The 24,978-nt window shown below is 54.0% G+C and carries 26 protein-coding genes and 2 tRNA genes; 22 read left to right on the forward strand and 6 right to left on the reverse strand.

All coding sequences use genetic code 11. The annotated features are described in order from the left end of the window. Positions 1 to 95: 95 nt before the first annotated feature. From NQ495_RS06480 to NQ495_RS06490, 3 genes are read right to left on the reverse strand one after another with little or no spacing between them, the layout of a single operon-like run. Positions 96 to 839: a succinate dehydrogenase/fumarate reductase iron-sulfur subunit gene (locus tag NQ495_RS06480; protein ID WP_009133764.1), complete on the reverse strand. Its 744-nt coding sequence runs from the start codon at positions 837 to 839 to the stop codon at positions 96 to 98. 37 nt (positions 840 to 876) lie between these two features. Beyond that, complete coding sequence (locus NQ495_RS06485; RefSeq protein ID WP_009133763.1) at positions 877 to 2,820, reverse strand: fumarate reductase/succinate dehydrogenase flavoprotein subunit; 1,944 nt, start codon at positions 2,818 to 2,820, stop codon at positions 877 to 879. Positions 2,821 to 2,865: 45 nt separating this feature from the next. Continuing rightward, positions 2,866 to 3,567 (reverse strand): succinate dehydrogenase/fumarate reductase cytochrome b subunit, encoded by a 702-nt coding sequence (locus NQ495_RS06490; protein ID WP_009133762.1) that lies wholly within the window; start codon positions 3,565 to 3,567, stop codon positions 2,866 to 2,868. A 307-nt stretch (positions 3,568 to 3,874) separates the two neighbouring features. Between NQ495_RS06490 and NQ495_RS06495 the strand changes: the two genes are divergently transcribed. The 9 genes from NQ495_RS06495 to yidD all read left to right on the forward strand — a co-directional run bounded on the left by NQ495_RS06495 (position 3,875) and on the right by yidD (position 11,758). Further along, positions 3,875 to 4,774 carry a carbohydrate kinase family protein gene (locus tag NQ495_RS06495; protein WP_009133761.1) on the forward strand — a complete coding sequence of 300 codons (900 nt, stop codon included), beginning with the start codon at positions 3,875 to 3,877 and terminating at the stop codon, positions 4,772 to 4,774. Positions 4,775 to 4,837: 63 nt separating this feature from the next. Further along, entirely contained in the window at positions 4,838 to 5,614 is a 777-nt protein-coding gene (locus tag NQ495_RS06500) for a 5-formyltetrahydrofolate cyclo-ligase (RefSeq protein ID WP_009133760.1), read from the forward strand. 45 nt (positions 5,615 to 5,659) lie between these two features. Next, a complete protein-coding gene (locus NQ495_RS06505; RefSeq protein WP_009133759.1) occupies positions 5,660 to 6,127 on the forward strand; it encodes a hypothetical protein in 468 nt (155 codons plus the stop codon). A 105-nt stretch (positions 6,128 to 6,232) separates the two neighbouring features. Then, a complete protein-coding gene (locus NQ495_RS06510; RefSeq protein ID WP_009133758.1) occupies positions 6,233 to 7,909 on the forward strand; it encodes a S41 family peptidase in 1,677 nt (558 codons plus the stop codon). Positions 7,910 to 8,077: 168 nt separating this feature from the next. Then, the gene (locus NQ495_RS06515) at positions 8,078 to 9,241 is read left to right on the forward strand and encodes a sensor histidine kinase (RefSeq protein WP_009133757.1); all 1,164 of its coding nucleotides are present in this window, start codon (positions 8,078 to 8,080) and stop codon (positions 9,239 to 9,241) included. Positions 9,242 to 9,257: 16 nt separating this feature from the next. Next, positions 9,258 to 10,070, forward strand: coding sequence for a DUF4271 domain-containing protein (locus NQ495_RS06520; protein ID WP_009133756.1), 813 nt, complete (start codon positions 9,258 to 9,260; stop codon positions 10,068 to 10,070). Between the two features lie 70 nt (positions 10,071 to 10,140). Next, a complete protein-coding gene (locus NQ495_RS06525) occupies positions 10,141 to 11,094 on the forward strand; it encodes a uroporphyrinogen-III synthase (RefSeq protein ID WP_009133755.1) in 954 nt (317 codons plus the stop codon). A 6-nt stretch (positions 11,095 to 11,100) separates the two neighbouring features. Then, positions 11,101 to 11,541, forward strand: coding sequence for a ribonuclease P protein component (locus tag NQ495_RS06530; protein ID WP_040294186.1), 441 nt, complete (start codon positions 11,101 to 11,103; stop codon positions 11,539 to 11,541). Next, a complete protein-coding gene (gene yidD / locus NQ495_RS06535; RefSeq protein ID WP_009133753.1) occupies positions 11,498 to 11,758 on the forward strand; it encodes a membrane protein insertion efficiency factor YidD in 261 nt (86 codons plus the stop codon). The genes NQ495_RS06530 and yidD overlap by 44 nt, the downstream gene beginning before the upstream one ends. Positions 11,759 to 11,829: 71 nt before the next feature. Here yidD and NQ495_RS06540 read toward each other — a convergent pair whose 3' ends face one another. The 3 genes from NQ495_RS06540 to dapF form a co-directional block, all read right to left on the reverse strand. Then, positions 11,830 to 12,630: an alpha/beta fold hydrolase gene (locus NQ495_RS06540; RefSeq protein ID WP_009133752.1), complete on the reverse strand. Its 801-nt coding sequence runs from the start codon at positions 12,628 to 12,630 to the stop codon at positions 11,830 to 11,832. Positions 12,631 to 12,701: 71 nt separating this feature from the next. Further along, positions 12,702 to 13,025, reverse strand: coding sequence for a hypothetical protein (locus tag NQ495_RS06545; RefSeq protein WP_009133751.1), 324 nt, complete (start codon positions 13,023 to 13,025; stop codon positions 12,702 to 12,704). Between the two features lie 115 nt (positions 13,026 to 13,140). After that, on the reverse strand, positions 13,141 to 13,944 hold the full coding sequence (gene dapF, locus NQ495_RS06550) for a diaminopimelate epimerase (protein WP_009133750.1): 804 nt from the start codon (positions 13,942 to 13,944) through the stop codon (positions 13,141 to 13,143). 236 nt (positions 13,945 to 14,180) lie between these two features. Between dapF and NQ495_RS06555 the strand changes: the two genes are divergently transcribed. The 13 genes from NQ495_RS06555 to rplL all read left to right on the forward strand — a co-directional run bounded on the left by NQ495_RS06555 (position 14,181) and on the right by rplL (position 24,928). Further along, positions 14,181 to 14,927 (forward strand): nitroreductase family protein, encoded by a 747-nt coding sequence (locus NQ495_RS06555; protein ID WP_009133749.1) that lies wholly within the window; start codon positions 14,181 to 14,183, stop codon positions 14,925 to 14,927. A gap of 58 nt (positions 14,928 to 14,985) precedes the next feature. Then, positions 14,986 to 15,426: an alanyl-tRNA editing protein gene (locus NQ495_RS06560; protein WP_009133748.1), complete on the forward strand. Its 441-nt coding sequence runs from the start codon at positions 14,986 to 14,988 to the stop codon at positions 15,424 to 15,426. Positions 15,427 to 15,470: 44 nt separating this feature from the next. After that, positions 15,471 to 17,816: a translocation and assembly module lipoprotein TamL gene (tamL, locus tag NQ495_RS06565; RefSeq protein WP_009133747.1), complete on the forward strand. Its 2,346-nt coding sequence runs from the start codon at positions 15,471 to 15,473 to the stop codon at positions 17,814 to 17,816. Between the two features lie 95 nt (positions 17,817 to 17,911). Continuing rightward, entirely contained in the window at positions 17,912 to 20,125 is a 2,214-nt protein-coding gene (gene rnr, locus NQ495_RS06570; protein ID WP_009133746.1) for a ribonuclease R, read from the forward strand. 391 nt (positions 20,126 to 20,516) lie between these two features. Further along, positions 20,517 to 20,598 (forward strand) — tRNA-Tyr (locus tag NQ495_RS06575). A 107-nt stretch (positions 20,599 to 20,705) separates the two neighbouring features. Continuing rightward, positions 20,706 to 21,893 carry an elongation factor Tu gene (tuf, locus tag NQ495_RS06580; protein WP_009133745.1) on the forward strand — a complete coding sequence of 396 codons (1,188 nt, stop codon included), beginning with the start codon at positions 20,706 to 20,708 and terminating at the stop codon, positions 21,891 to 21,893. 43 nt (positions 21,894 to 21,936) lie between these two features. Continuing rightward, positions 21,937 to 22,007, forward strand: a tRNA-Trp gene (locus NQ495_RS06585). Between the two features lie 19 nt (positions 22,008 to 22,026). Beyond that, a complete protein-coding gene (gene secE, locus NQ495_RS06590; protein ID WP_009133744.1) occupies positions 22,027 to 22,218 on the forward strand; it encodes a preprotein translocase subunit SecE in 192 nt (63 codons plus the stop codon). Between the two features lie 26 nt (positions 22,219 to 22,244). Continuing rightward, positions 22,245 to 22,802, forward strand: a complete 558-nt coding sequence (gene nusG / locus NQ495_RS06595) for a transcription termination/antitermination protein NusG (RefSeq protein WP_009133743.1) — start codon at positions 22,245 to 22,247, stop codon at positions 22,800 to 22,802. A 17-nt stretch (positions 22,803 to 22,819) separates the two neighbouring features. After that, positions 22,820 to 23,260 carry a 50S ribosomal protein L11 gene (gene rplK / locus NQ495_RS06600; protein ID WP_009133742.1) on the forward strand — a complete coding sequence of 147 codons (441 nt, stop codon included), beginning with the start codon at positions 22,820 to 22,822 and terminating at the stop codon, positions 23,258 to 23,260. Between the two features lie 19 nt (positions 23,261 to 23,279). Continuing rightward, positions 23,280 to 23,978, forward strand: coding sequence for a 50S ribosomal protein L1 (gene rplA / locus NQ495_RS06605; protein ID WP_009133741.1), 699 nt, complete (start codon positions 23,280 to 23,282; stop codon positions 23,976 to 23,978). An 11-nt stretch (positions 23,979 to 23,989) separates the two neighbouring features. Then, positions 23,990 to 24,511: a 50S ribosomal protein L10 gene (gene rplJ / locus NQ495_RS06610; protein ID WP_009133740.1), complete on the forward strand. Its 522-nt coding sequence runs from the start codon at positions 23,990 to 23,992 to the stop codon at positions 24,509 to 24,511. Between the two features lie 39 nt (positions 24,512 to 24,550). Further along, entirely contained in the window at positions 24,551 to 24,928 is a 378-nt protein-coding gene (gene rplL, locus NQ495_RS06615; protein ID WP_009133739.1) for a 50S ribosomal protein L7/L12, read from the forward strand. Positions 24,929 to 24,978 lie beyond the last annotated feature (50 nt).

A 24,978-nucleotide genomic window follows, 5' to 3' on the forward strand; every position in this document is an offset into this window, starting at 1 on the left:
GGGCTTTGAAAATTCAAAGCCCCGGCAACAATCAACTTTATCGTTTAACCGGGCTCCGCCAGACAACAAGTTCAGGCGGGCACCCTGGCAACGGATTAGTCTTTCAGTTTCGCAGACAGGAATTCGCGGTTCAGGCGGGCGATGTGTGCGATCGAAATACCTTTGGGGCATTCGGCTTCACAGGCACCGGTATTCGTACAAGCGCCAAAACCGAGTTCGTCCATCTTGGCTACCATCGCCTTGGCACGGCGGGCACCCTCAACACGACCCTGCGGCAACTTGGCCAGCGACGATACGCGGGCAGCGACGAACAACATAGCCGAACCGTTCTTGCAGGTCGCTACGCACGCTCCGCAACCGATGCAGGCAGCCGCATCCATACTCTCGTCGGCATCCTTCTTCGGAATAGGAATCGCATTGGCATCCGGTACACCGCCCGTGTTGATCGAAATGAAACCGCCGGCCTGCAGAATCTTATCGAATGCACTGCGATCCACGGCCAGGTCCTTGATCACCGGGAAGGCGCTCGAACGCCACGGTTCGATCACGATAGTTTCACCGTCGTGGAACTTACGCATGTGCAGCTGGCACGTGGTAACATCCTCGTCGGGTCCGTGCGCATGGCCGTTGATGTGCAGCGAGCACATACCGCAAATGCCTTCACGGCAGTCGTGGTCGAACACGATCGGCTCTTCGCCTTTGTGGATCAGATCATTGTTCAGAATATCCAGCATTTCGAGGAACGACGTGTCGGGCGAAATATTCTCCACCGCGTACTCCACAAATTCCCCTTTGGCCTGGGCGTTCTTCTGACGCCATATCTTTAATTTCAAGTTCATCTTTTCAAATTTTAAAAATCCTACACCTTACCGGTCACTAGTCTTTGTAGTTACGCTGTGCCAAATGCACCGCTTCGAATACCAGCGGTTCCTTGATCAAAGTCGGTTCCTTATCGGGTCCGTTGTACTCCCAGACAGCCACATACGTGAAATGCTCATCATCCCGCAGCGCCTCTCCTTCCGGAGTCTGGTACTCAGTGCGGAAGTGCCCTCCGCAAGATTCGTTGCGGTTCAGACCGTCCCGGGCCATCAGCTCGCCCAGTTCGAGGAAATCGGCCAAACGGAGCGCCTTTTCGAGCTCCTGGTTGAAATCCTTGTCAGTTCCGACCACGCGTACATTTTTCCAGAAATCCTTACGAAGCGCCTGAATTTCGGCAATGGCTTTCTCAAGGCTCTCCTTGGTACGTGCCATACCGACGTTCTCCCACATGATGTGGCCCAGTTTCTTGTGGATATCATCCACAGACTCTTTCCCGTTGATCGAGAGTAGTTTGGCGATCTTCTCCTTAACACCTTTTTCCGCCTCCGCGAATTCGGGACGGTTCGTGTCGATCTTCGGAGTCTGAATCTCGTGAGACAGGTAATCGCCGATCGTGTAAGGAAGCACGAAGTAACCGTCGGCCAAGCCCTGCATCAGCGCCGAAGCACCGAGGCGGTTCGCACCGTGATCGGAGAAGTTGGCCTCGCCGATCGCGTACAGGCCGGGGATCGTCGTCATCAGGTTGTAATCGACCCAGATACCTCCCATCGTGTAGTGAACGGCCGGATAGATCATCATCGGTTCGTCATAAGGATTCACGTCGGTAATCTTCTCATACATCTGGAAAAGGTTGCCGTAACGGGCTTTGATGACGTCCTTGCCCAGGCGGGCGATCGCCGTCTTGAAATCCAGGAACACGGCCAGTCCGGTCTCGTTCACGCCGAAGCCTGCATCGCAGCGTTCTTTGGCGGCACGCGAAGCCACATCGCGCGGCACGAGGTTACCGAAAGCCGGATAACGGCGCTCCAGGTAGTAGTCGCGATCCTCCTCGGGGATATCCGAAGCTTTCTTCTTTTTCGCACGGATCGCCTCAACATCCTCTTTCTTTTTCGGCACCCAGATCCGGCCGTCGTTACGCAGCGACTCGGACATCAGCGTCAGTTTCGACTGCTGCGTACCGTGCACCGGGATACAGGTCGGGTGGATCTGCGTGAAGCAGGGATTCGCAAAGTCGGCGCCCTTCTTGTAGCACTGCCATGCGGCCGAACCGTTCGAATTCATCGCGTTGGTCGACAGGAAGAAAACGTTGCCGTAACCGCCCGATGCAATCACCACGGCGTGTGCACCGAAGCGCTCGATCTCACCAGTAATCAGGTTGCGGGCGATGATACCGCGCGCCTTGCCGTCGATCATCACGAGGTCCAGCATTTCGTGACGCGGATAACTCTTCACGTTGCCACGGGCAATACCGCGGTTCAGGGCTGCATAAGCGCCGAGCAACAACTGCTGGCCGGTCTGGCCGCGGGCGTAAAACGTACGGGATACCTGCGCGCCGCCGAACGAGCGGTTATCGAGCAGTCCGCCGTAGTCACGGGCGAAAGGCACGCCCTGTGCTACGCACTGGTCGATGATCGAGTTCGAGACTTCGGCCAGACGATACACGTTTGCCTCACGGGCACGGTAGTCGCCGCCCTTGATCGTATCGTAGAAGAGGCGGAACACCGAGTCGTTGTCGTTCTGGTAGTTTTTCGCAGCATTGATACCGCCCTGTGCGGCAATCGAATGCGCACGGCGGGGCGAGTCACTGATGCAGAACACCTTTACATTATATCCCAAATCGCCGAGCGAAGCGGCTGCAGATGCGCCGCCGAGACCGGTACCGATTACGATGATGTCGAGTTTTCTTTTGTTAGCCGGGCTGACCACCTTGATGTCAGCTTTGTGCTTGCTCCATTTCTCCGCCAACGGGCCGGCAGGAATCTTAGAATCTAACTTTGCCATAGTTTTTGTTTTATCTTATTTTTTATTTTTCAGCAGAAAAAGGGATTAGCATACACCGCAGGCACCGCCGCACAGGCTGCGCAGGTAAAAAGCCACAACCACCACGGCGAAACCGAGGAATACGACCGTAGCAAAAATATTCGCGATGCATTTGAGGCGTCCGAGCCAAATCTGGTTGTCCCAGCCGATCGTCTGGAACGCGCTCCAGAAACCGTGCGTAAGGTGGAACCAGATGGCCACGAACCACACCAGGTAGATGATGCAGTAAACCGGATTGCTGAACAAGTCGGCGATGTAAGCCGCGCCGTCCGTCGGGCCGAAAGCGCCGAGGTTGTGGTCGCCGATGATCTCGGCGAACTGCATCTTGTACCAGAAGTTGTACAGGTGCAGGATCAGCCCGAGCACTACGATAGCTCCCAGGATGTACATGTTCCGGGAAGCCCAGCTCACCCCTGCGGGCATTGCCGTCACCGCATAGCGCTTGTCGCCGCGGGCCGCGCGGTTACGCAGCGTCAGGATCGATGCATAGATGATGTGCACCAGGAAACCGGCGGCCAGCACCAGCGTTCCCACCAGTGCGTACCAGTTGGCACCCAGGAATTCACAGATCGCATTGTAAGCCTCGGTCGAGAAAACGGCCGCCAGGTTCATCGACATGTGAAACAACAGGAAAAGAACCAGAAAGAGACCTGAAATACTCATAATCAGTTTTCTTCCGATTGAGGATGTGAACAGACAATTGCCCATAAGAGAAAAAGGTTTGATTATTAATAATGTTGGTTATCAGCTTGAAGATAGCCCGTTAGGTGCTCACAACGGGCACACAAAGTTATTCGATTGTTTTCGAAATAACAATCTTTTGCCGGAGAAACTGCACAGATTGGGACAAAAAACAGAGGCGTTACCGCCGGAGTCAATCCCTCCGTTATGCAAAATAATATGAATCCCCGAACCGACCGGATGTCAAATCCGGACATCCGGCAAGATTTTCGGCCGTTTTCCCGGGGATTTTACCTATCTTTGAATAAAGACTGAACGTGCAAAAGCAAATGACATGAAAGATTATTCCATCGCAGGGATCGGCGAGGTGCTCTGGGACCTCTTTCCCGAATACAAAAGGCTCGGCGGGGGTACGGCGAACTTCGCGTACCACGTCTCGCAGTTCGGATTCGATGCAGCCGTAGCGAGCGCTTTAGGGCACGATCCGCTGGGCGACGAGGTAGTCCGTACGCTCGAAGACAATAAAGTGGGGTATCTTTTGCCGCAGGTAGACTTCCCGACGGGTACCGTACAGGTCGAGGTCAACAGCGACGGAGTTCCGCGCTACGACATCCGCGAACAGGTCGCATGGGACCATATTCCCTATACAGATTCACTCCGGGAGCTGGCCCGCAACTGCTGTGCAGTCTGTTTCGGCTCGCTCGCACAGCGCAGCGAAGTCTCGCGCACAACGATCAACCGTTTCCTCGACGATACTTCCGAGGAGAGCCTGCGTATTTTCGACATCAACCTGCGCCAGAATTTTTATACCAGCGAGACGATCCTCAGTTCGCTGCAAAAATGCAACATCCTGAAGCTAAACGAAGAGGAAGTAACCCTTCTCGCCCAGATGTTCGGGTACGACGAATTGAACCTGCGGGCCGTCTGCCGTTCGGTCGTGAAAGATTACGCACTGCAGGTGCTGATCCTCACCTGCGGTGCAAACGGCAGTTACGTCTTTACACCGGACGAAAGTTCATATTACGATACGCCGAAAGTGGAAGTCGCGGACACCGTCGGGGCAGGCGATTCGTTTACCGGAGCATTTTGCGCCGCATTGCTGCGCGGCAAGTCGATCCGTGTGGCGCACCGGCTGGCAGTCGACGTTTCGGCTTATGTCTGCACGCAGCAGGGCGGCATGCCCCCACTGCCCGAAAGCCTGACGCGCCGCCTCGATCCCGAGGAGGGAATATAATGCGCAGGACAATGTTCCACCGCATTTCCCCGTTAACCCAATAATACTTTCACACCCGAATTTATGTCCGGTTCCATCATTGGCTCCATATCCGACCGGCCGCTCCAAACACAGCAAGCGGCCAAAAGGAGGTTACGGCAAATTGTCCGCGAACGGTATGCCGCCGCGGACCGGGCGGGACTGAAAGTCGCCTCGGACCATGTGATGCAGGCCCTGGAGCAACTGCCCGAATTCATCGCCGCGCGGTGTGTCGCGCTCTACTGGTCCTTGCCCGGAGAGGTGGAGACGCATGCTTTTGCCGAAAAATGGCGCCACGAAAAGCAGGTATTGCTGCCGGTTATGCACGGCGACGGTTTGCTGTTGTATCCTTTTACCGGCAGGGAACACCTGGTACAACGGCGCTTCGGCGTATGGGAACCCGATCCGGAGGCCCCCTTTTCAGCGCTCCCCGGCACGCCGGTTCCGGACACGACTTCCGAACACACGCCCAACCGTAAATCACTCCTGGCTGCGCACACTACGCAGGTTCCCCGTACAAACCCTCCCCAGGCACAACCGACAGAGCCGGCAGAGTTGACCGGTCGGGACCCAGATCCCGACCTGATCGTCGTACCTGCCGTCGGATTCGACCCGCAAGGCAGCCGGCTCGGCCACGGCAAAGGCTTCTACGACAGGTTGCTCCCGGGCACACAGGCATTGAAAGTCGGTATCTGTTTCGATTTTCAGCTTTTCGAGCATATTCCGGCCGAAGAGCACGACGTCCCGATGGACCGGATCATCGCCGGCTCCCGGGACGGAAGCCTGCTCTACTTCTGTGACAAAAACGACGCGTACCGATAAACGAATTTACATTATCTTTGCACCGATTAAACCATCCGTAAACCGATGAAAACATACCTGATCCGCTCCATCAAATACCTGATCTGGCTGGCGCTGCTCTTTACACTGATTTTCGTACTGATGATCCGTACCAACACGGCGCGCGCCGGCGGCGAACAAATGCTCCACGAACTGTTCCACACCCAGCGCGGCTGGATGATGATCGGGATGCTGATGGTCCTTGCATTCCTCTATCCGCGTTTCGGATTCACCTCCCGAAGCCTGAAAGGCAGCGTTGCAACCAATCGGGACGACATTCTCAGGGTGGCGCACCGGGGCGGGTTCAGCCTGGTAAGCGAGACGCCCGGACAACTGGTTTTCCGCGCTTCGAGCCCGGCCAAAAAAGCCCTTTTGCTATGGGAGGACACAATCATCGTCACTCAGCAAGGAGATCAACTCGTGATCGACGGCATCCGCAAAGAGGTCGTTCGGATGGAATTCCGCCTGAAACCGGCACTCGCACAAGAGCAGTAACCTGCAGGATTCCCGACGCATTGCAAACGAATCGCAAAGCAAAAAGTTTTTAGCACCCTCCCCGTATATATTCCGTACATATAAAAGCATTTAGGAAGAATTTACATGAAAGCGAAAACGAAAAAAGGCATCAAATATACGCTGCTCTCCGCACTGGTCGCTTTGGTCGGTACGGTAACGATCGCGGCATCGAACCCGGATTTCGCGCTGGGCCGTAATATCCAGATACTGTTCAACATGTTCCGCGAACTGAACCTGCTCTACGTGGACCAGATCGATCCCGACGAAATGTTGTTGGACGCCGCCGACGGCATGACCTCCAAGCTCGATCCTTACACCGAACTGATTCCCGAAAAGGAGATGGCCGATTTCGAGATCATGACTACCGGCAAGTACGGCGGTATGGGCGCGATGATCCGGCAAAAGGACGACTACGTGATGATCGCCCAGCCGTATAAAAACTCTCCGGCCGACAAGGCCGGACTCGTGGTGGGCGACCTCCTGCTCGAAGTGAACGGAGAAAGCATCAAAGGCTACGAAGTGAGCAAGGTGAGTTCGATGTTGAAAGGCACGCCGGGCACCACGCTACACCTGAAGGTTCGCAAACTGCTGACCGGCCAGGAAGAAGAACTGACCTTCAAGCGGGAACGGATCGTCGTGTCGGGCATTCCTTATTGGAGCGTTATCGACGACAGCATCGGTTACATCGTACACAAAGATTTTTCCGAAGATTGCAGCAACGATATCCGCAACGCTGTCATGTCGATGAAAAAAGCGGGGATCAAAGGACTGATTATCGACCTGCGGGGGAACGGCGGCGGCATCCTGCAGGAGGCGGTCAAAATCCTCTCGATGTTCGTCCCCAAAGGTACCGAGGTAGTGTCGATGCGGGGACGCATGAAGGAGCTGGATGCCACCTTCGTTACCCAAAGCGAACCGATCGACACGCAAATTCCGGTCGCCGTGCTGATCAACAGCTCCTCGGCCTCGGCCGCAGAGATCGTAGCGGGAGCTTTCCAGGACCTCGACCGCGGCGTACTGCTCGGTCAGCGCTCGTTCGGCAAGGGGCTCGTACAGTCGACCCGCCCGGTCGGCTACAACGCCTACCTGAAACTCACCACTGCCAAATACTACACCCCCAGCGGACGCTGCATCCAGGCGATCGACTATTCGCATCGGGCCGAAGACGGCAGCGTAGGGACCGTACCCGATTCGCTGATCAAGGAGTATGCGACCAAAGCGGGCCGCAAAGTGTACGACGGCGGCGGCGTGATGCCCGACATTCGCATGCCCGACAATTATTACAGCCGTTTCACGAATGTCCTTTACGGAAAGGGCTATATCGAAGACTTCGCGAACCTGTATTATAAAAAACACCGGGAAGGTGTCGATGTAGACAACTTCGAGTTGAGCGATGCGGATTACAACGAGTTCGTCCGGTTCATGGCCGATAAACCTGTGGATTTCGAATCGGAAACACAACAAACGCTTTCCCAGTTACGCCAAAAAGCGGAGCGCGACAAATACCTCGACAGGATCGAAGGGGAGCTGAACGCGATCGAACAGAAAATCCGGGATGATAAACAGGCCGACCTGCAGGCATTCAAAAAGGAAATCAAAGAACTGATCGGGGATGAGATCGTGATGCGCTATCACTATATACAGGGCGTGGCACGCCACAACAGCCACTTGGATCCTGAAATCCTCGAAGCGATCAAAGTTTTGCAGGATCCGGCCCGTTACCACCAGATCATCACGTCGCAGGACACCCAACGCAAATAATTCCGAAAAAGTCCAACTACGAAGCAATGTCAATGAGCCGGCACATGCCATACTCCGAGAGCTGATATCCCGCGAGCCGGAGAGAAATGATCTTATCATTGTAGTTCAAACAGGTAATTCATAACGGTAACAGCCCGACCCCATCTTCAACAGCCAGCAGCCAAAGCCGTGAAAAAGAAATTTTCGACAAAAATCTTCTCATTCCGCAACAGGGTGGTCATCATCATCCTGGGTTTCATTATCGGCACTTCGTCGCTGTTGTTCACGAACAACATGGCCCGGCAGCTGCGCGAAAAAGAGCAGAACGAGGTGAAGTTATGGTCGTTCGCGATGAGCAAAATGGGTGAGATGGGGCCTGAGAACCAAGTACTGCGTCAAATTATCAACGCCAATACGAACATTCCGTTCGTCATCACCACCGGAACCCTGGATGTCGTCACGTCGCACCTTATTCCCGAGCGCATCCTCACCAATCCGGCGCTGCTGAGACAAAAATGCGTAGAGATGGCGGCAATCAACCAGTACTGGGAAATCAAAACCTGGTCGAACGACACCTATTACCTATTCTACGGCGAATCGAACCTGCTGCGCACATTGGTCTATTTCCCCTATATCCAATTGGCGATTATCTGCATTTTCGCGATGTTCGGCTACATCACTTTCCGTTCGTCGAAACAGGATGAACAAAACCGGGTCTGGATCGGACTGGCAAAAGAGACCGCCCACCAACTCGGCACGCCGACCTCGTCGCTGTTCGGCTGGATCGAATACCTGCGGACCCAACCCATCGACCAAACGGCCGTCGAAGAGATGAACAAGGATGTCGTCCGGCTGACGAAAGTGGTGGACCGCTTCTCGAAGATCGGGTCGACCACCTCGCTCAGCGAAGGCGTCATCAACGAAATCGTCGGAGGCAGCGTACTCTATTTCCGCACGCGCGTACCGCGCAACGTAACGATCAACTACAACGGACTGGCGATGGCGCAACTCAAGGCACTGGTCAATGAAGCGCTGTTCGAATGGGTAATTGAAAACCTGCTCAAAAACGCCCTCGATGCACTCTCGGGAGTGGGTTCGATCGACGTAAAACTCTCGTCGGACAACGATTGGATTTACATCGATGTCAAGGACACCGGTAAAGGAATGCCCAAAAGTAATTTCAAACGTATCTTCGAACCCGGTTTCACTACCAAAACGCGCGGTTGGGGATTGGGCCTGTCGCTGAGTAAACGAATTATCGAGGGCTATCACAACGGTCGTATTTTCGTGTTGAACTCGGAAATAGACCAAGGTACGACAATCCGCATCATGCTCAAAAAACTCTATTCATAAAAACCGTCCGGCACCGATGAGAGGATTCGTAACCGATTGCGACTGCTACCTGAGTGACATCGTCCCACTACATGTGCACGTTCCTTCCGAAGCGGACATTTTCGGGGTACACAGCAAGCTGGTAACGGGCGAAACGGGCATGCCGCAACCGATCGAGCAGCTCTCCTGGGTGGAAAATTACACCTATGAAGGACTGGTAATCGCCATTTTCATTCTCTTTTGCTACCTGCTGTACAATTTCCGCGGCGATATCCTGCAACTGCTCCGTTTCCTGGCGATGCACACCTCGTCGGAAAAAATTTATGCCGAGCAGAAACTCTTTTTCAAACGGTTCATCAACCTCTCTACCCTACTGGGAATCCTGCTGATCTGTGGCCTGAGCGTCAAATTATGCGACTACTTCGGCCTCGATGGAAGGCTGCCGGCAACCGGGATCCTGAACGTGAACCTGATTCCTGTGATTCTGTTGCTGATTCCGGGGATCATCCTGCTCTACCGGTATCTGGTGACGGGAATCGTAGGCGCAGTCACCCGGAACCAGGCCTTTTTCAAGAGCTACCGGTTCATGAGCCATCTTTCGGGATCGGTTTCATTTTTGATTTTGACTCCGTTTTTCCTGTTATTCGCCCTTGGCGACGGAAACAGCACAACCTTCTTCATTTATTTGACAATCACAATCGTAGCAGCACTGTACCTGCTTTACCTGGGAAAGAGTTACCGATTCTTTATCGAGCGGAATGTTTCAATTTTACAATGGATTTTGTACCTTTGTACCGTCGAATGGTTCCCCGTCAGTCTCTTGCTGTTAGAGGCCATGCGAATGGACTGAAGCAGTAACCGGATGACAGGATCGGAAGAATCCTTCGGAGGTCCGACTCTGAATTTAAAGGCTAAACGTTTTGAAGATTAAAAGCATCCTGGTGTCGCAGCCGGCTCCGGCAGCAATCGAAAAGTCCCCCTACAACGAGATCATTTCGAAACACCACCTCAATGTCAAGTTTCATCCCTTCATCAAGGTCGAGGGGATTTCCCTCAAGGAGTTTCGCAGCCAGCGGATCGAGATCCTCGACCATACGGCCGTGATCTTTACCAGTCGCACCACGATCGACAGTTTTTTCCGCATCTGCGAAGAGGCGCGCATCGCCGTTCCCGAAAGCATGAAATATTTTTGCAACACGGAGGCCGTTGCGCTCTACCTGCAAAAATATATCGTCTACCGCAAGCGTAAAATATTTTTCGCCGACGGCGCATTCGCAAACTTCATGGAATTGCTCAACAAGCACAAAGAAGAGAAGTACCTGCTGACCGTTTCGGAACCGCACAAACCCGAAATGCCGCTGGCCATGGAGAAACTGCGCCTCACATTCGACAAAGTGGTTCTCGCACGCACCGTCAGTGCAGATCTCTCGGGGATCAACGTGAACGACTACGACATGCTCGTATTCTATAGCCCATCCGAAATCGTATCGCTCGTCGGCACCTTCCCGGGCATCAACGGTCACCCGAAAATCGCCACTTTCGGACACGGCACGACCAATACTGCCATTGGAGAGGGACTGACCGTCAGCGTTATGGCGCCTTCGCCCGAAGCGCCTTCGATGACCCGGGCCATCGAACTGTACCTCAAAAAGATCAACGCCGGCGAAACGGTCGCTCCGGTAGTGCTCGACGGACAATCGCCGGACCGGGCTTACATCCTGGCGCAGGAGGCCAAACCCGCTAAACGCCGCCCGGCACCAAAAACCGCAGCGGCAACAACTAAAAACAGCACGACAAAAAACAGCGCATCCGCTTCAAAAGCTAAAACAGGAACTCCCGTCAAGAAGTCCGCTTCATCCACCCCGTCGAAATAGACTGCTTTGGAGACGCCCCGATATACTCTGCCGCCCGAACAGCGGCTGAAATCCCGAACACAGATCGATCTGTTGTTCGGGGAAGGGGAACGGGGCTTTGCGTTCCCGATTCGCTATCTGGTACGGGTCGAGCGGCTGGAACCTCTACCGGCAGCCGGGAGCACGCAGGCAGGTCGTAAAAAAGGACGATCCATTCCGCAGCCCGAAACGGTCGTTATGGTTTCTGTTCCCAAACGACTCCACAAACGGGCAAACGTCCGCAACCTGCTCAAACGGCGTATGCGGGAGGCATACCGACTGAACAAAGAGCCCTTACGTGAAATATGCATCCGTGAGAATATCCGGCTTTCGCTCGGTTTGCTCTATACTTCCGGTGAAATAGCCGATTACAAAACGATCGAGCATGCAGTCCGAAAAATCATCCAAACGGTTGTGGCACGCAGTTAAGTGGTTGTTGATCGCCCCGTTCGTGCTGTTGATCAAGATCTACCAGAACGGCATCTCCCCGTTTCTTCCCCCTTCGTGCCGCTATACCCCCACCTGTTCGCAGTACTGCCTCGAGGCATTACGCAAACACGGCCTGTTCAAAGGGGGTTATCTCGGTATCAAGCGGCTGCTGTCCTGTCATCCGTGGGGCGGCAGCGGCTATGACCCCGTGCCCTAACAAAGAGTATAACTCCGGAATGCGGGATATTCCAACATCCAGCCCGTCGCAAAACCATCCGCAACATTGTTTTACCGGTACCGGTCGATAAACCCGGTCAGGATTGCCAACGCCTGTTCCGGCTCCTCGACAAATCCCATATGGCCCGAATGGTCGAGCCATGCGATTTCGGCCTGGGGCTGTGCGGCGACAATCGCCTCGGCGGCCGCCACGGGAATAAACTCGTCTTCCCGACCGAAGATGAAGAGTTGCGGCACGTTCAGATTTCGCAGCATTTCGTTCTGATCGGCCCGCTGGATCAATCCGTTCAGGACGGCCACCACCCCGTCGCTGTCGCTCATCGAGATCAGTTCGGACAGTTGCTCGATCACTGCACGGAGCCGTTTGCGGTTTTCCGGTGCAAATCCTTTCGGAGCAAACAGCTCGGCGATCAGCTCTTTCTTATCCGCACGCACCAGTTCGATCTCCCGGCGGCGGTTCTCCCGCTTCTCTTCGGTATCGGGATTCGGTGTTGAATGAAACAGCACGAGTCCCTGCAACATCGAAGCGTATTTCGCGGCAAACGCCTCGGCCACATAGCCGCCCATCGAATGCCCCACGACAAAACAACGTTCAACGCCCTGCTTATCGAGCACGCCTTTCAGAACATCGGCCAGAAACTCCATCGTATGCACCTCGCCACGCACCTGGGAAATACCCATTCCCGGAATATCGATCGCAAGGATACGGTAATGCATCGCGAGTTCCTTCATAAAATCGCCCCAAATCTCCAGCGATTCCAGATAACCGTGCAACAATACGACGGTCGTACCGCCTTTCAGCGTGTCGCTGATCCTCAGCGCCGTCCCGGCCGCCATGATAAATTTTTCCATTTCACTTCCGCTTTTTACATCAGAATGGCTGCCTGTGGGCAGCCATTCGCATATAACGTCACCGGAACCTGTCAACGGTCCTCGGGTTCATCATCATCTTCTTCGAGGTCCTCTTCCCATTCTTCTTCCTCCTCGTCATCCTCGTACCCATCGTCGAGTTCTTCGTCATCAAACTCCTCTTCGGCGGATTCGTCATCGTCGAAATAATCGAGCACCGACTCCTTTTTACGCAGAGCTAGTAACTCCGCGTCGTCGTCCTCATCATCCAACTGACTGTAAATGGCGCGTTTCTCCTTACCGCTCTTTTTGATGGGCTCCAATTTGGCCGCCCGCTTCATCGAATCTTCCGAATCAAAAGACTGCTGTTTAATCCGGAAATCTTTGGTCGATTTCATGAGTCGTGAAACAGTGAATTAATTTGAATGGTTTTTAACGGTTTAACTTTCGGTCGTACGACCGTTTCGCGATTACAATGTTATGGATTTTTTCTGAAAAACCAACTTTACGGCCTTAAATTTTCAGGTCGATCTCCCCTTCGAATACCTTTTTCGCCGGCCCTGTCAGGACGACATGGCTAAAAGAGCTTCCGTCGGCCGATTCGAACGCAACGAAAAGGGTGCCCCCTTCGACGTCGACCCGGTACCGGCGTACCGGACTACCGCTGAGCAGCGCGGTCGCCAATGCCGATGCCGTAGCTCCCGTACCGCAGGCGAGCGTCTCGTCCTCGACGCCGCGCTCGAACGTGCGCACCCGGATATGCCCGTCACCGACTCGTTCGACAAAATTCACATTCGTCCCGCCACCGGCGGCGAACGGCTCGCCCCACCGGACAGCAGCGCCGCGACTGCAAACATCCACGCTGCGGACATCCTCGACGAACTCGACATAATGCGGCGACCCGGTGTTAAGGAAGCAATAACCGTCGTGCCGGTCTATTTCAGGCACATCGATCATGCCGAGCGCCACTTCACCCCGGTCGCCCTCCACCTCGAGCATCCGCGCCTCATGCACGCCGTCGATGCCCGTAAAGCGCTTGGTTGCACCGCCGATGCCGAGATGTTCGGCAAACAACGCGATACACCGGCCGCCATTCCCGCACATGGTGGACTCCCCGCCATCCGCATTGAAATAGCGCATCCGGAACTGCTGCTCGGGATCATGCCCGAGAATCATCAGCCCGTCGGCACCGATCCCGCGCCGACGGTCGCACAGGAATGCCACGCGTTCACGCCCAGGGATGAACCCTCCGGTACGTCCATCAATCACGACAAAGTCGTTACCCGCTCCTTCGTATTTATAAAACCGCTGTTTCATCGCATAACATTTGCAGCCCAAGGCCGACTCCGCAAATATGGTAATTTTTCCCGAAACCCTTTCGGCTTTGAAAAAAATAACGGATATTTGCGCATATTGTCTATCATTTACCGTATCGACCGACAACGGGCCTCCGTGCAGCGAGACAGGCAGCGTGACCAATCCTACCCGACTCCCTGTATCGCGTGGCGGAATATTCGTTACCCCAATGATGACCGGTCTAAGTTTTTAACCGTATGATTCCCGAGATTTTTTCACACCGTTCCATCCGCAGTTATCTGCCCGAGCCCGTTCCCGAAGAGGTGCTCCGGCGCATCCTAGAAGCGGGCGTACGCGCCTCTACGACAGGCAATATGCAACTATACAGCCTGGTGGTAACCACGTCGCCCGAAATCAAGGAACGGCTGGCGCCCTGCCATTTCAATCAGCCGATGGTCACACAGGCCCCGGTTGTAATCACCTTTTGCGCCGACATCCGCAGGTTCTCGCTCTGGTGCCGGCAACGGGGAGCCGAGCCGCAATACGACAATTTCGTCTGGTTCGTCAACAGCATGATCGATACGATTCTCGCCTCGCAAAATATCGTATTGCAAGCTGAAAACGAAGGTTTGGGCATTTGTTACCTCGGCACGACGACCTACAACGCGCAGGAGATCGCAGAGGTACTCGGCCTGCCGGAAGGGGTGATTCCGGTTACAACGCTCACGATGGGTTACCCCGACAAAATGCCGCCGCTGACCGACCGGTTACCGCTCGAAGGTGTCGTGCACCGGGAGCGTTACCACGACTATACGCCGGAACAGATCGAACGCATCTGGGCGGAACGCGAAGCTTCGGAAGAGACTGCCGGACTGCTCGAAGTCAACCAACTCTCGAATCTCGCCCGCATTTTTACCGAACGCCGCTACACCGGAAAAGACAACCTGCTTTTTTCGCGTAAATACTTCGACGCACTTAAGAAACAGGGGTTTTTCAACCAATAATATTTACGGAAGCTCCCCGTACCATTTTTAATCCGACACAACCCGCACGAAAGACGACATGGGAGAAAAAGATTACGATCCGGTGATGCACACAGCGGAGCATCTGGTCAACGGCACGATCGCCCGCATGCTGGGCTGCGGCCGCGCCTTCTCGACGCATATCGAAAAGAAAAAATCGAAATGTGATTTTCGTTTCCCCCGCAACCTGACCCCGGAAGAGCTGGAGCGGGTGGAACAAACCGTCAACTCGCAGATCGCCGCAAAACTCGGCGTGCGGGATGAGCTGCTGAGTCCTGACGAAGCCGGAGCCCGATACAGCCTCGAGCGGCTGCCGGAAGGGGCAGAATCGGTCCGTATCGTGCATATCGGCGATTACGACGCATGTCCGTGCATCGGCAGCCATGTAACCAACACGGCCGAAATACCTCCCGTATCCATCATTTCGAGCGACTGCACCGACGGGGTGCTGCGTGTCCGCTTTAAATTCCGTAAAAACTGAACACATCGGCCACATACCGGATCCGAAAAGGCGCCCTGCGGGCCTTGCTGCTGCTGGCCGCAGCGGCACTGGCCGCGTGCAATGCTACCAAACACCTCCCTTCGGGCGCATACCTGCTGACAAAAAACCAGGTGAAAATCGAGAAAGAACCCGAACTACCGAAAGAAGACCAGATTACAAAGCTCGAACTGGACAAATACATCCGACAACAGCCGAACAAGCGTTTTCTCGGGACCAACCTGCCGATCTGGATCTATTCGCAAGCCGATACTGCCAAAAACAACGGCTGGAACCGCTTCAAACGGCGGCTCGGGGCCGCTCCGGTGCTGCTCGACTCAGCCCAAACGGCACTCTCGGCCGGCGGTATGAAAATATACATGGACAGCAAGGGATTCCTCGACTCGGAAGTCATTCCCACAGTCGACACCGCCGACCGCAAAGCGCAGGTCACTTACCATGCCCGTCAGGGAGAGCCGTTCCGCATCGGGACGATCCGTTACGACTTCCGCGACCGGTTTGTCAAGGCGATCATCCTCAGCGACACCGCGAATACGCTGCTGCACACCGGCAACATTTTCGACGCGAACGTGCTGGACAACGAACGGGCGCGGATCACGAATTTCCTGAAAAACCAGGGTTACTACAACTTCTCGATCAACAACATCAGCTATGTCGCGGATTCGACCGTGGGCGGCCGGCGCATCGACCTGACCGTGCTTGTCAAGCAATACATGGCCGGATACGACACGAACGGAGAGGCCGTGCTCGACAACAACCGCATCTACCGCATCCGCGACATCAACGTTTTTCCGGACTACAACCCGACGGTAGCCACAACGGATTCGCTGTATAAAACACGGTTAGACACGGTCCGTTACCGCGGGCTGAACATCATCTACGACACAAAACAGCATGTTCGCTCGGAGATTCTGCGCCGCACGATCAGCCTGTACCCCAATGCACTTTACAGTGCCCAGGATGTCAAGCGCACGTACGACAACATCATGCGGCTGGGCTACTACAAAAGTGCCAGCATTCTCTTCACCGAAGTGGCCGACAGCACGCAAAAGGATAATTTCATCTCATTCGTCGGGACGGACTCTACCGGCTCCGACGAAGCCGACTACACCGCCGAGCATTACCTGTCCTGCGAGGTGCTTTGTACCCCGGCACTGCGGCAAAGTTACTCGGTGAACCTCGAAGGCACCACATCGGCCGACTACTTCGGCGTGATGGCCAAGGTAGGTTACCAGAACCGCAACCTGCTGCGGGGTGTCGAACTGTTCGAGGTCAATGTCCGGGGCGGATACGAATTCATGTACGCAGGCAGCAAGTACAAAAGCGACGCCTACGAATTCGGCGTCAGCACGTCGTTCTCGTTTCCGCGTCTGCTCACCCCCTTCCGCGTCAACCGCTACAACCACGCGCTGAACCCGCGTACCCGGATCGACCTGTCGTACAACACGCAGAAACGGCCGTACTACCACCGCGACCTGGCCAGTGCCGTTTGGGGATATTCGTGGGGCAAGGGGCGGAGTACTTTTGCGCTGCGGCCGATCGACCTCACGTTGGTTAACATGCGCTACGTACAGGATTCGTTCCTAAAAAACCTGGTCAACCCCTACCTGCAGAACAGTTACACGTCGCAGCTGATCGCCGGGCTTTCGGGTTCCTACCTTTATACGAATCAGCAGAAAAACGCCAACCGGGGCTCCATCGCGTTGCGCTTCAACTTCGAGACGAACGGCAACCTGCTCAACGCGCTGTACAGAATTGGTTTCCCCAACAAGGAAAAAGACGAATACTATACCCTGCTGGGTATTCGCTACGCCCAATATTTCCGTACCGACCTGAGTTTTGTCAAAAACTTTTGGCTCGGACAGAAAAGCGCGTTGGTCTACCGTTTCTTCGGAGGCTTCGGCTATGCGTACGGCAACTCTGCCGCACTGCCGTTCGAACGGCTTTTCTATTGCGGCGGCAGCAACAGCATGCGCGGATGGGCGGCCCGGACGCTCGGGCCCGGCATCGACGGACGCATCGCCTCCGATTACCCGAGCCAACTGGGCAACATGCGTCTGGAGATGAACCTGGAAGCCCGTTTCCCAGTATGGGGTTTCCTGCACGGCGCTGTTTTCTGCGACGTGGGCAATATCTGGTTCGCCGGACAAGGTACCACCCCGGAAAACCAGTTTCAACTCCGCAATTTCTACAAACGCGTCGGACTGAACACCGGAATCGGCGCCCGGCTCGACTTCAATTTCTTTATTTTCCGCCTCGACTGGGGTATTCAACTGCACGATCCGAACGTCAATCCCGGAGAACGCTGGGTCATCCGCAATTTCAGCTTAAAACACACGGCGCTCAGTTTCGGTGTGGGCTATCCTTTCTAATCCGCCACTCGCCCCGGCGTAACAATATTTTAACCGCTCCGTCCGTATTATCTCGGGTTATTTCCCTACCTTTGTACCGATTATATAGAAAGAGAATGACGAAAAACAAGAAAAAACCTTCAAAAGGGAAGGTGAAAACAAAAACATCGGGCAGCATCGCATCTTTGATTTCAGAGTTGTTCCGCACCCTGCCGGACAAGCGCTATTCCGTTAAGAACCTGATCACCGCCACCGGCGCAATGACACGCGATGAAAAAGACGAAGTGCGCAGCGTCGTCCGGTCCCTGCTCGATGAAAGGACGATCGAACTGGTCGCGGAAGGCAAATACCGCCTCAGCAACGCAAAACGCGAGACTTTCGAAGGGATCGTAGATATGACCTCTTCCGGGGCTTTCTATGTCAAAGTCGAAGGCTTGGACAAAGATATCTATGTAAACTCGCGGCACGCCGGCCATGTGCTGCACGGCGACCGCGTAAAGGTAGCGATCACCCGCAAGGCAAAAAAAGAGATGAACCCCGAAGGAGAGGTAATCGAGATACTCGAACATTCGGACAAAAAATACGTGGGCGTACTGGAACTGTCGGACAGTTTCGCATTCGTGAAAGTGGACAGCCGCAAGTTCCCTACCGACGTATTCATTCCGCTGCGCGACCTGAAGGGAGCAAAAGACGGTCAAAAAGTGCTGGTACGGGTCACCGAATGGCCCGACACGATGAAAAATCCCGCGGGTGAGATTGTCGACGTACTGGGTACTCCGGGTGACAACAACACCGAAATGCATGCGATCCTGGCCGAATACGACCTTCCCTATACCTATCCCAAAGAGGTGGAGCAGGAAGCCGACAAAATCCCGGCCGAGCTGTCCGCAGACGAAATCGCCGCCCGGCGGGATTTCCGCGGCATTACGACCCTCACGATCGACCCCGCCGACGCCAAGGATTTCGACGATGCGCTTTCGATGCGCCGTCTGCCCAACGGCAATATAGAAGTGGGCGTGCACATCGCCGATGTAACCTATTACGTCCATCCGGGCGACATCATCGATGCCGAGGCCGAAAACCGCGCCACATCGGTATATCTGGTGGACCGGACGATCCCGATGCTCCCCGAGCGCCTCTCGAACGGGCTGTGTTCACTGCGGCCCAACGAAGAGAAATTCTGCTTTTCAGCCGTATTCGAACTCAACGAAGAGGCCGAGGTACAGAACGAATGGTTCGGCCGTACGGTGATCCTTTCCGATCGCCGGTTCACCTACGACGAAGCGCAGCAGGTAATCGAATCCGGCCAGGGCGACCTTTCCGACGAGATTACGGCGCTCAATGCGCTGGCCCGCAAGCTGCGCGCCGCGCGTTTCCGTAACGGCTCAATCAGCTTCGAACGCGAAGAAGCGAAATTCGACCTCGACGAAAACGGCAAGCCGCTGCGCGTCTATTTCAAGGAGATGAAGGAAGCCAACCAGCTGATCGAAGAGTTTATGCTGCTGGCCAACCGCAAAGTAGCCGAGTTCGTGGGACGTAAACGCCAAGGGGTGCAGAACAGCGAACGCACGTTCGTCTACCGCGTGCACGACAAACCCAATTCCGACAAGCTCGCCCAACTACGCAGTTTCGTCATGCGCTTCGGCTACCAGATGAAAAGCGATGCCGTCGGCAAAGCGCTCGCCAAGGACATCAACAAGCTGATGACGAACGTTCACGGCAAACAGGAGGAGAACCTCATTTCGACACTTGCGATCCGGACGATGGCCAAAGCGACTTATACGACTACGAATATCGGACACTACGGGCTGGCCTTCGATTACTACACGCACTTCACCTCGCCGATCCGCCGGTACCCGGACATGATGGTGCACCGCCTGCTGGCGCACTACCTGGCCGGGGGTAAATCCGAAGACAAGGAATACTACGAAAGATTGTGCGAACACTCGTCGGCAATGGAGATCCGCGCCGCCGATGCCGAGCGCGCGTCGATCAAGTACAAAATGGTAGAGTTCATGCTCGACAAGCTCGACCAGGAGTTCGACGGGCACATCTCGGGCGTCACGGAGTGGGGAATCTACATCGAACTGGACGACACGAAGATCGAAGGGATGGTGTCGCTGCGCGACCTGACGGACGACTACTACACTTTCGACGAAGAGAACTACTGTCTCCGGGGCGAACGTACGGGACGTATTTTCACCCTCGGCGACGGCGTCCGCATTCGCGTCATGCGGGCCGACCTGGCACGCAAACAGCTCGATTTCGCGCTGACCGCCACATACGATTTCGATACGAAAAAGGCCACGCCGGTTCAAGAGACGCTGTAAACCGCCCTTTGATCACGCTTTGCCGGAACTGTATTGTAACAGGATGTTGCAAAGAACAGCACTTCGTGATTGTGGATAAATTGTTAGGAATTTATCCTCTCGCTAAGTTTTTGTCGCAAAAAATTTCCTTATTCAAAAAATAGATTGTACCTTTGAGGCCGATTTCGCCCTTTTGCAGACCTTTTCAGCCGGTGGAAGAGGGTAATTTTCTCCCGAAACGGCTGATTTTGGCAGGTAATGTTTGCGTATTTGCAAATAATGCGTAATTTTGTCGTCCTCAAAACCCTGCAAACTGACGGGTATCTCCCTGAAAACCGGAGTTTCAGGACTTTCAGAGGGGACCGAAACAGGAAAGAGGCGCAACACCCGGCGTAGCGATGCGCCGCCGTACGGGCGGATACCAGAGTGGCCAAATGGGGCAGACTGTAAATCTGCTGTCTTCGACTTCGGTGGTTCGAATCCATCTCCGCCCACACCGGACAGGACCGGCCGCAGGATACAGGCGGCGGAACGACGAACGGTTGAGAACACAGAGCAACAAACAATAGTTAGACAATTAATTCCTAAATAGATTTCAAACATGGCAAAAGAAAAATTTGACAGGTCCAAGCCGCACGTGAACGTCGGTACCATCGGACACGTAGACCACGGTAAAACCACTCTTACCGCCGCAATTACCACCGTACTTGCAAAAAAAGGTCTCTCTGAACTCCGTTCTTTCGACTCGATCGACAACGCTCCCGAGGAAAAAGAGCGCGGTATCACCATCAACACCTCTCACGTGGAGTACCAGACTGCCAATCGTCACTATGCCCACGTTGACTGCCCGGGCCACGCCGACTATGTGAAGAACATGGTTACCGGTGCCGCCCAGATGGACGGCGCGATCCTGGTGGTTGCCGCTACCGACGGTCCGATGCCCCAGACCAACGAGCACGTACTGCTCGCCCGTCAGGTGAACGTACCGCGTATCGTCGTGTTCCTGAACAAATGCGATATGGTGGACGATCCCGAGATGCTCGACCTGGTTGAGCTCGAGGTTCGCGACCTGTTGAGCAAATACGAATTCGACGGTGACAACACCCCCATCATCCGCGGTTCTGCCCTCGGCGGTCTGAACGGCGAAGCTCAGTGGGAAGACAAGATCATGGAGCTGATGGAAGCTGTCGATACTTACATTCCGCTGCCTCCGCGTGAGAATGAGAAACCGTTCCTGATGCCTGTCGAGGACGTATTCTCGATCACCGGCCGCGGTACCGTTGTTACGGGCCGTATCGAAACCGGTATTATCCACGTAGGTGACCCCGTAGAGATCACCGGTCTGCAGGAAAAATCGATGACTTCGACTTGTACCGGCGTCGAGATGTTCCGCAAGCTGCTCGATCAGGGCGAGGCCGGCGACAACGTAGGTCTGTTGCTGCGCGGTATCGATAAGAAGGATGTAAAACGCGGTATGGTCGTCGCCAAACCGGGTTCTATCACTCCGCACACCGAATTCGAGGCTGAGGTCTACATCCTGAAGAAGGAAGAGGGTGGCCGTCACACTCCGTTCCACCACAAATACCGTCCGCAGTTCTACCTGCGTACGATGGACATCACCGGCGAGGTCGAACTGCCCGAAGGTGTTGACATGGTGATGCCGGGTGACAACGTGACCATCAAGGTTACCCTGATCTACCCCGTCGCTTTGAACGTCGGTCTGCGTTTCGCTATCCGCGAAGGTGGCCGTACGGTAGGTGCCGGTCAGATTACCAAGATCATCAAATAATTTTTGATAATTCCGCAGTGCGGTCTCGGCCGCACTGCTCCTTACGAGTGTAGTTCAAGGGTAGAATAGCGGTCTCCAAAACCGTTGATGGGAGTTCGAATCTCTCCACTCGTGCGAAAAAAACAGTACAATTATGAAAATTGTAACTTACTTCAAAGAATCCTACACAGAGCTTGTTCAAAAAGTGACGTGGCCCTCTATTAACCAATTATCCCACTCCGCTGTAATCGTCATGGTTGCTTCCCTTTTACTCGCGTTGGTGGTACTGGCTATGGACCTCACCTTTGAGAACATCATGAAAGCTATATATAGCATTCTTTATTAATTTTCTTTACAAGCAGGTTAATAAAGATGAGTGAAAAAGAGCAGAAGCAATGGTACGTCGTGCGTGCCATCGGAGGTAAAGAAAAAAAGGTGAAGGAGTACATCGAAAACGAAGTGCGCCAGTCCCACCTGGAAAACTATATCTCCCAGGTTCTGATTCCTACTGAAAAGATTTACCAGATTCGCAACGGTAAAAAAGTCAGTAAGGAACGTGTGTCTTATCCGGGCTATGTATTAGTCGAAGCTGCCCTGGTAGGAGAAATCCCGTTTATTCTTCGCAACACTCCCAACGTTTTAGGCTTCCTCAACGACACCAAAGGCAACTCCATGGAGGCAACCCCTCTTCGCCCCCAGGAAGTGAGCCGTATCTTAGGCCGTGTCGATGAATTAAGTGAGAGTGAAGAGGAAAACGAAGTTCCTTTCTTCGTCGGAGAGACAGTCAAAGTAATCGACGGCCCGTTCTCAAGCTTCTCGGGCACGATCGAGGCTGTGGACAACGACCGGAAGAAACTTACGGTTTCCGTGAAGATTTTCGGGCGCAAGACTCCTATGGAGTTGAGCTTCATGCAAGTTGAAAAAGAATAATTAACCAAAGGAAAATTATGGCAAAAGAGGTTGCTGCATTTATTAAATTGCAGATCAAAGGTGGTGCCGCAAATCCTTCGCCTCCAGTAGGTCCTGCACTTGGCTCCAAGGGAGTCAACATCATGGACTTCTGCAAGCAGTTCAATGCGAGGACCCAGGACAAGGCGGGGAAAGTACTTCCTGTCATTATCACCGTATATGGCGACAAGTCGTTCGATTTCGTTGTCAAGCAGCCGCCCGTAGCCGTACAGCTCAAGGAGGCAGCAAAGCTTCAGAGTGGATCGGCCGAGCCGAACCGCAAAAAAGTGGGCCAGGTAACCTGGGATCAGGTCAAAGCGATCGCAGAGGATAAAATGCCTGACCTGAACTGCTTCACTCTTGAGTCAGCAATGCGGATGGTTGCCGGTACGGCCCGTAGTATGGGTATCAACGTAGTTGGTGAATTTCCTAGTTTGTAATTGACAAAAATTACTGAAAATGAGTAAGCTGACCAAAAACAGAAAAACGGCTCTTGCTAAGGTTGAAACCGGTAAAGTGTACAAGCTAGGCGAGGCGGCAGCTCTTCTAAAGGAGATCACCTTTACGAAATTCGATGCTTCCGTCGACCTGGACGTGCGCCTCGGGGTTGACCCGCGCAAATCCAACCAGATGGTGAGGGGTGTCGTTACCCTGCCTCATGGTACTGGAAAACAGGTGCGTGTTCTGGTGCTTTGCACTCCCGACAAGGAGAACGAGGCAAAAGAGGCCGGCGCTGATTATGTTGGACTGGACGAATACATCGAAAAGATCAAAGGCGGTTGGACTGATGTGGACGTCATTATCACGACCCCCAACGTAATGGCCAAGGTCGGAGCGCTCGGACGCATTCTGGGTCCGCGCGGTCTGATGCCGAACCCCAAAACAGGCACGGTTACCATGGAAGTGGGCAAAGCTGTAACGGAAGTGAAAGCCGGTAAAATCGACTTCAAAGTCGACAAATTCGGTATCGTTCACTCTTCGATCGGCAAAGTAAGCTTCACGGCCGACCAGATTATCGAGAACGCCAAGGAGTTTATGTCCATGATCAATAAGCTCAAACCCACGGCTGCCAAAGGTACTTACGTACAGAGCATATACTTGTCTTCTACGATGAGCCCCGGCTTAGCGGTAGACCCCAAATCGGTTGACATCAAATAAAACGGAAAACGATGAACAGGGAAGAAAAAACAGTTATCATTAACAGTTTAGCCGATAAGCTTCAACAGTACGCTCACTTCTATCTGACAGACACTTCCGAACTGAATGCAGAACAGACTGCCAAACTGCGCAGGATCTGCTTCGAGAAAGATGTGAAACTGGTAGTAGTCAAGAATACTCTCTTCATTAAGGCTCTGGAACAGGTATCCAAAGCGGATGCCGAGCTGATGCCCGCCCTCAAGGGCGAGACATCGGTCATGTTCTCCGACACGGGCAAAGCCCCTGCCAAGCTGATCAAAGAGTTCCGCAAGGAATCTCCCAAGCCGGTGCTCAAAGCTGCCGTGGTAGAGGGTTGCGTCTATCTGGGCGACGAGTCGATCGACGCTCTGGTGAACATCAAGTCTCGTGAAGAACTTATTGGCGACATCATCGGACTGCTGCAGTCTCCTGCAAAGAATGTTATTTCTGCGCTGCAGGCTTCAGCCGGTCAAAAAATCGCAGGTCTCGTGAAGAGCCTCGAAGAAAGAAATTAATCATTACTAATCGTCTAACATTTTTAAATTTTAAATACAATGGCCGATATCAAAAAATTAGCTGAGGAGTTGGTAAACTTGACAGTTAAGGAAGTAAACGAACTTGCTGGTATTCTGAAAGACGAATACGGAATTGAGCCCGCTGCTGCTGCTGTTGCTGTTGCCGCTGCTCCCGCTGAAGGTGGCGCTGCCGCTGCTGCTGAGAAGACCTCTTTCGACGTGGTTCTCGCCAACGCAGGCCAGGCTAAGCTGCAGGTAGTTAAAGCCGTTAAGGATATCACCGGCCTGGGTCTGAAAGAGGCCAAGGATCTGGTTGATGGCGCTCCCAAAACAGTTAAAGAGGGCGTTTCCAAAGAAGAAGCAGAACAGATCAAATCTCAGCTGGAAGAGGCTGGTGCTGAAGTTGAGCTTAAGTAACAATTACTTAATCGTCAACAACATATCAGGTGTAGAGTCTATGCAGATAG

This window comes from Alistipes indistinctus YIT 12060 (assembly GCF_025144995.1).
Lineage (GTDB): Bacteria > Bacteroidota > Bacteroidia > Bacteroidales > Rikenellaceae > Alistipes_A > Alistipes_A indistinctus.

Bases quoted from the DNA above. Each gene is read 5' to 3' on its own strand.
- NQ495_RS06555 (WP_009133749.1), top strand. From the start codon at position 14,181: ATGATTCCCGAGATTTTTTCACACCGTTCCATCCGCAGTTATCTGCCC.
- NQ495_RS06485 (WP_009133763.1), bottom strand. From the start codon at position 2,820: ATGGCAAAGTTAGATTCTAAGATTCCTGCCGGCCCGTTGGCGGAGAAA.
- NQ495_RS06540 (WP_009133752.1), bottom strand. From the start codon at position 12,630: ATGGAAAAATTTATCATGGCGGCCGGGACGGCGCTGAGGATCAGCGAC.
- NQ495_RS06495 (WP_009133761.1), top strand. From the start codon at position 3,875: ATGAAAGATTATTCCATCGCAGGGATCGGCGAGGTGCTCTGGGACCTC.
- NQ495_RS06500 (WP_009133760.1), top strand. From the start codon at position 4,838: ATGTCCGGTTCCATCATTGGCTCCATATCCGACCGGCCGCTCCAAACA.
- dapF (WP_009133750.1), bottom strand. From the start codon at position 13,944: ATGAAACAGCGGTTTTATAAATACGAAGGAGCGGGTAACGACTTTGTC.
- NQ495_RS06545 (WP_009133751.1), bottom strand. From the start codon at position 13,025: ATGAAATCGACCAAAGATTTCCGGATTAAACAGCAGTCTTTTGATTCG.
- rnr (WP_009133746.1), top strand. From the start codon at position 17,912: ATGACGAAAAACAAGAAAAAACCTTCAAAAGGGAAGGTGAAAACAAAA.
- NQ495_RS06480 (WP_009133764.1), bottom strand. From the start codon at position 839: ATGAACTTGAAATTAAAGATATGGCGTCAGAAGAACGCCCAGGCCAAA.
- rplA (WP_009133741.1), top strand. From the start codon at position 23,280: ATGAGTAAGCTGACCAAAAACAGAAAAACGGCTCTTGCTAAGGTTGAA.
- secE (WP_009133744.1), top strand. From the start codon at position 22,027: ATGAAAATTGTAACTTACTTCAAAGAATCCTACACAGAGCTTGTTCAA.
- NQ495_RS06505 (WP_009133759.1), top strand. From the start codon at position 5,660: ATGAAAACATACCTGATCCGCTCCATCAAATACCTGATCTGGCTGGCG.
- NQ495_RS06510 (WP_009133758.1), top strand. From the start codon at position 6,233: ATGAAAGCGAAAACGAAAAAAGGCATCAAATATACGCTGCTCTCCGCA.
- NQ495_RS06520 (WP_009133756.1), top strand. From the start codon at position 9,258: ATGAGAGGATTCGTAACCGATTGCGACTGCTACCTGAGTGACATCGTC.
- NQ495_RS06490 (WP_009133762.1), bottom strand. From the start codon at position 3,567: ATGGGCAATTGTCTGTTCACATCCTCAATCGGAAGAAAACTGATTATG.
- rplJ (WP_009133740.1), top strand. From the start codon at position 23,990: ATGAACAGGGAAGAAAAAACAGTTATCATTAACAGTTTAGCCGATAAG.
- nusG (WP_009133743.1), top strand. From the start codon at position 22,245: ATGAGTGAAAAAGAGCAGAAGCAATGGTACGTCGTGCGTGCCATCGGA.
- yidD (WP_009133753.1), top strand. From the start codon at position 11,498: ATGCAGTCCGAAAAATCATCCAAACGGTTGTGGCACGCAGTTAAGTGG.
- rplK (WP_009133742.1), top strand. From the start codon at position 22,820: ATGGCAAAAGAGGTTGCTGCATTTATTAAATTGCAGATCAAAGGTGGT.
- rplL (WP_009133739.1), top strand. From the start codon at position 24,551: ATGGCCGATATCAAAAAATTAGCTGAGGAGTTGGTAAACTTGACAGTT.
- NQ495_RS06560 (WP_009133748.1), top strand. From the start codon at position 14,986: ATGGGAGAAAAAGATTACGATCCGGTGATGCACACAGCGGAGCATCTG.
- tuf (WP_009133745.1), top strand. From the start codon at position 20,706: ATGGCAAAAGAAAAATTTGACAGGTCCAAGCCGCACGTGAACGTCGGT.